Here is a 5,211-nt window from a genome sequence, read left to right as displayed (position 1 = left end):
ATTCCGATTAGGGTAACTTTCATCTGAACACCTCTTGTTGTTGGCCTATTGATTTCGCTAATCCAATAGTGGCGCCTTGACGCCGATCTCAACAAGAGGTGTTCATCCCATCATCCATGTGCGCTTGGGCTCCGCCATCCATGGCTCCGCACATTTTTGGGAGGGGGTGCCCTCCGATGCCGGCAAAACATGGGAGTTATACCCCATACTGCAGGCCTGTTGTAACCGGTATTTCTCCGAGGTATGCAAGCGGTGGCTGAGGGGCTCTCCACAAAATGTCTCCGGCCAGGGACGGCCGGAGTCAAGCGCACATGGATGTGCTCGTAGCGTTTTTGTGGAGAGCCCCTCAGCCACCGCGATTCAACTAGTTATGCAGGCTAGGGCCAGAGCCAGAAGCAACCCGATAACCTGCAGGACTGCTCAGAACCGAAACTCCCCAGCATCAATCCGGGCAACCAGCTCAGAGGTCAAACGGGTATACCCGTCAGTCCCAGGCAACCACGCATATACCGTCTCACTGGGCTTGTCGAGGGAGTAGCCAGCCTTCTGGATATCCACCTTGCGGTACTTGAACGTGCCCGTTTTCTCGATGGCGCCGGTTATCCGCACGAACACCGGAATCGCATAGGGCGGTAGATTTCCATTGAGGTAACGGAAGAGTTTGTTCACGTCGAATTCGCTGCCGTTGGAGTGGGGCACCAGCGTTACCATGCCGGCTTTGCCGTTGGTGCCGGGGATTTCCACGCCGTAGACAATGGCTTCCTCTACCATGTTGGAGCCGTCGATGATGTTCTCCACTTCCGTGGTGGACACGTTCTCGCCCTTCCAGCGGAAGGTGTCACCCATGCGGTCCACGAACTGCAGGTGGCCGCAGCCAATGTCTTTGAGTACGTCGCCGGTGTTGAACCACTGGTCGCCTTTTTTGAAGGCGTCACGCAGGATCGATTTTTCCGTGGCGTCTTTCTGGGTGTAGCCCTCGAACGACCAATTCTTGGTGATCTCGCCGATCAGCAGGCCTGGTTGGCCTTTTTCCACTTCCTGCATGAAGCCGTTGTCACCGCGGACCGGGTCGCGGGTGCCGTCGTGGAACTTCACCAGTTTGTAGGGCGCAGTGGAGAAGCCGACGGTGTTGTCCAGGTTGAAGAAGTTGCTGAAGCCGATGTTGCCCTCGCTGGAGGCGTAGAGTTCCGCCACAGTTTCGATGCCGAAACGGTCCTTGAACTCCTTCCAGATGGAAGGGCGCAGGCCGTTGCCGATCATCTTGGTTAGATGGTGGTTGCGGTCCTGTTTGCTCGGGGGCTGGTTGAGCAGGTAGCGGCAGAGTTCGCCGACATAGCCGAAGGTGGTGGCGTGAAAGTATCGCACGTCGTCCCAGAACGCGCTGGCGGAGAACTTGCGGCGCAGGGCAATGGCGGAGCCGCCGGCCATGACGGAGCCCCAGCATACCAGCAGCGCGGTACCGTGATAGAGGGGCAGGGTGCAGTACAGGACGTCGTCCGGTTTCATGTCCAGGGACATCTTGCCGAAACCGCCATAGGCCTTCATGAATTTGCGGTGGCTCCCGGGCGCGGCTTTGGGCAGGCCGGTGGTACCGGAGGTGAACAGGTAAATGGCGGTGTCGCCCAACGTCGGTGGATTCGCGGGCTTGAGGGCGGTGCTTCTGTGGGCGCCGATCTTCGCGGCCATGTTTACATAACCTGCCGGCGCCTCGCCAAAGATATTCAGGGTGTTGGTATCGGCCAGGAACAGGAACGGATTGGGATGACCGGTCTGGATGTTTGCCTTTACGCCGTCAAAACTGGCTACCAGCTCTTCGCCCACAACAATCATTTGCGGGCGTATCAGGTTGATGCTGTGTTGCAGGACCCGGCCTTTCTGGGTGGTATTTAGCATGGCACAAGCCACGCCAATTTTGGCGGCTCCGGCTACGACGGCCAGCAGTTCCGGCCGATTTTCCAGAAAAACGGCAATGGCATCGCCCTTGGAGAGTCCTTCGGCTTTCAGGAATCCGGCGATGCGATTTGCCCAGCCATCGAATTCCTGCCAGGTAATGCTGCGGTCTTCATAGAGGATGGCGGGGCGTTGGCCGTGCTTTCTGGCGTTGTGTTCCACCAGGGTGCCAAGCGTCAGTTCTTTGTTTTCATTCTTGACTGCATAGTAATAATACCCCCGTGCAATAGCGGGGAGGCGCCGGAGTATGCCCGGCAAACTGCGCGCGATGTCGCGCGGGGATACGTTGTCCTGGGACATAAGGCCATCCGTCAGGGCTAATCCAGAAACAGGTCCGGCATCAGCGGCTTGTCGCCGGATTGGTACCGGTAGTGTTCAAAATCCGTAACGCCGTCCGCTTTAAGCACATCCTCATCGATAACCGACTGGCCGGTCATGCTCTCGGCAGGGCGGCTGAGAATGCTCAGTGCCGCGTCGGCCATGATGTCCGGCTTGCGGCCCTGGGCCATCATCTGCGGGCCGCCCACCTCAAACTCGATGGCGGCGGTTGCAATCAGCGTTTTCGGCCACAGCGTGTTTACCGCAATGCCATAGCGGCGAAATTCTTCGGCCATGCCCATGCTCAACATAGTCATGGCGTATTTTGTGGTGGTATAGGGCCCGTACTGGGCAAACCACCGGGTATCCAGGTTCAGGGGCGGTGACAGGCTCAGGATGTGGGCTCGGTCTGATTCCTTCAGCCAGGGCAGCGCCGCCTGGCTGCACACGAAAACCGCGCGGGCGTTGACCTGGTGCATCAGGTCGTAACGGCTGACCTTGAGATTTTCCACGCCGGTCAGCTTGATGGCCCCGGCGTTGTTCACCAGTGCGTCGATACCGCCAAAGTGATTCGCGGCTTCGTCGACCCGCTGCCTTACCAGCTTCTCGTCCCGCACATCGAGCACCAGTGGCAGCGCCTGGCCGCCGGCGTCCCGAACTTCTTCCGCCACACTGTGAATCGTGCCCGGGAGCTTGGGGTGTGGCTGGTCGGATTTTGCCGCAATCACCACATTCGCACCTTCCCTGGCGCAGGCCAGGGCAATGGCCCGGCCGATGCCCCGGCTGCCGCCGGTAATAAAAACGGTTCTGTTGTTCATGGTGCTCATTGCCCGGACTCCTCTGGAGTGGTCTCTTCGGCGGAAATTGCCACCAGCAACTGATTGCGTTTGACCTGGTCGCCTTTGCTGGCCAGGACTTCACCCACTCTGCCATCGCGGTCTGCCTTCACCGGATGCTCCATTTTCATGGCCTCCAGTATCACCAGGGTATCCCCCTGCTTTACTGCCTGGCCTGCCTCTACCAGAACATCGATGATGGCGCCGTCCATAGTGGCCTTGATACGGCCGCTGCCGCTGGCGGCAGCCCCGCTGGTCGGCTGATGGGTCGCATCACGTAATGCCACCGACTGCCCGGACGCCTGCAAATATAGGTGATCGCCCTGGCGGTGATATTGGCATTGTTGACGAATACTGTTGTCGATAATGCACAACAGGCCACTGCCCATGCTTTCCAGATCGAGCGCGTACTGGTCCTCTCCGCGTGTCACCGTGAAATGATTGCCGGTGCGGCGTACGAGTAATTCCAGGAATTTTTCGCCGCATTCCAGCTTCATGGGTGTGACGGTGGCGGGTGCGTTGCTCCAGGAAGTGCTCAGATTTTGATGGTCCGCATCAGGGCCTGAACTGCCATGGCTGAACACGCAGGCGGCCAGTGCCAGCTCGCGAAGGCTGATGTCCTTCGGGGCCATCGAAGGGTCGTCCCGGAAGGCCTGTTGCAGAAACGCGGTAGTGGCCTCGCCGGCACCGAAGGTCTCGTCCGCGATGATGCGGCTGAGAAAATATCGATTGGTGGTTACACCAAACACTGTAGTGTCTTCCAGCGCCCTGAGCAGCCGGCGGCGAGCTTCGTTGCGGTTCTCTCCCCAGGCAACCACCTTGGCCAGCATCGGGTCGTAATGAGGCGTAACTGAATCGCCGGAGCGAACACCGGTATCAAACCGCAGGCCTTCGCCCTCTCCCGGCTTGAATTGGTGCAGGGGGCCGGTTTGCGGCGTAAAGTCGTTCGCGGGGTCTTCTGCATAGAGGCGCACTTCGATGGCATGGCCGTTCAGCCGGATTTCGTCCTGTGCCAGCGGCAGCGGCAAGCCTTCAGCCACGGAGAGCTGCCAGGCCACCAGATCCTGCCCGGTGATCAGCTCGGTGACCGGATGCTCCACCTGCAGACGGGTGTTCATTTCCAGGAAGTAAAAGTTACGGTTCTTATCCACCAGAAACTCGACAGTGCCGGCGCCTTCGTAGCCACAGGCCAGTGCCGCCTTCACCGCCGCTTCGCCCATGGCTTCGCGCAACTCGGGAGTGACGAACGGTGACGGTGCTTCCTCAACCACTTTCTGGTGCCGCCGCTGAACCGAACAGTCCCGCTCCCCCAGGTAAACGGCGTTGCCGTGTTGGTCCGCAAACACCTGTATTTCAATGTGGCGGGGCTCAATAACAGCTTTTTCAAGAATCAGCTCACCGTCACCAAAGGCCTGTTTTGCCTCCGACCGGGCACGCTGGATGTTATCTGCCAGCTGATCTTCAGATTCCACCAGTCGCATACCACGACCACCGCCCCCGGCAGAGGCCTTGATCATCAGCGGGTAGCCAATATCCTTTGCGGCCTTGATCAACTCCTCATCGCTGGCGTTATCCCCTTCGAAACCCGGCACCACCGGCACGCCGGCTTCCTGCATGGCAATCTTCGACCGCCGCTTGCTGCCCATCAGCTCAATAGCCGCCTCCGGCGGCCCAACAAACACCAGCCCGGCGTCTTTACAGGCCCTGGCAAACCCGGAATTCTCCGACAGGAATCCATAACCCGGATGCACACAATCCGCCCCGGTTTTCACCGCCGCCTCAACAATCGCCTCGGCCCTCAAGTACGACTCCGACACCTGAGCCGGGCCGATACACACCGCCTCATCGGCCATTTCCACATGGAGTGCCCTGGCGTCCGCCTCCGAATACACCGCCACGGTCCGGTACCCCAGCGATCTCGCCGTTTTAATCACTCTGACTGCGATTTCGCCTCGGTTGGCTATCAGGAGCTTTTTTAGCATGGTTATGGTCTCTTGCTTGGGTGGTTGGTCGCGTTGGTGGGAGGGAGGCTCTGGTTCAGGACACGCCGTGAATACGTCCCTGTAGGCTCGTAAAAAACAAGGATGTTTTTTACGAGCCTACAGGG

At 59.1% G+C, this 5,211-nt stretch carries 3 protein-coding genes; all 3 read right to left on the bottom strand.

The features are described 5' to 3' along the window. Positions 1–420: 420 nt before the first annotated feature. The 3 genes from M8010_RS19830 to M8010_RS19820 are packed head-to-tail and all read right to left on the bottom strand — an operon-like array spanning position 421 to position 5,086. Positions 421–2,250, bottom strand: coding sequence for a long-chain-acyl-CoA synthetase (locus tag M8010_RS19830; protein ID WP_250094428.1), 1,830 nt, complete (start codon positions 2,248–2,250; stop codon positions 421–423). A 17-nt stretch (positions 2,251–2,267) separates the two neighbouring features. Continuing rightward, the gene (locus M8010_RS19825; RefSeq protein WP_250094427.1) at positions 2,268–3,095 is read right to left on the bottom strand and encodes an SDR family oxidoreductase; all 828 of its coding nucleotides are present in this window, start codon (positions 3,093–3,095) and stop codon (positions 2,268–2,270) included. Next, positions 3,092–5,086 (bottom strand): acetyl/propionyl/methylcrotonyl-CoA carboxylase subunit alpha, encoded by a 1,995-nt coding sequence (locus tag M8010_RS19820; RefSeq protein ID WP_250094426.1) that lies wholly within the window; start codon positions 5,084–5,086, stop codon positions 3,092–3,094. Before M8010_RS19820 ends, M8010_RS19825 begins: the two co-directional genes overlap by 4 nt. Positions 5,087–5,211: the final 125 nt, after the last annotated feature.

Source organism: Marinobacter sp. ATCH36 (genome assembly GCF_023555055.1).
Lineage (GTDB): Bacteria > Pseudomonadota > Gammaproteobacteria > Pseudomonadales > Oleiphilaceae > Marinobacter.
Note: the sequence above shows the minus strand (reverse complement) of the source record. Positions and strands in the feature narration are given on the sequence as shown.

Bases quoted from the DNA above. Each gene is read 5' to 3' on its own strand.
- M8010_RS19830 (WP_250094428.1), bottom strand. From the start codon at position 2,250: ATGTCCCAGGACAACGTATCCCCGCGCGACATCGCGCGCAGTTTGCCG.
- M8010_RS19825 (WP_250094427.1), bottom strand. From the start codon at position 3,095: ATGAGCACCATGAACAACAGAACCGTTTTTATTACCGGCGGCAGCCGG.
- M8010_RS19820 (WP_250094426.1), bottom strand. From the start codon at position 5,086: ATGCTAAAAAAGCTCCTGATAGCCAACCGAGGCGAAATCGCAGTCAGA.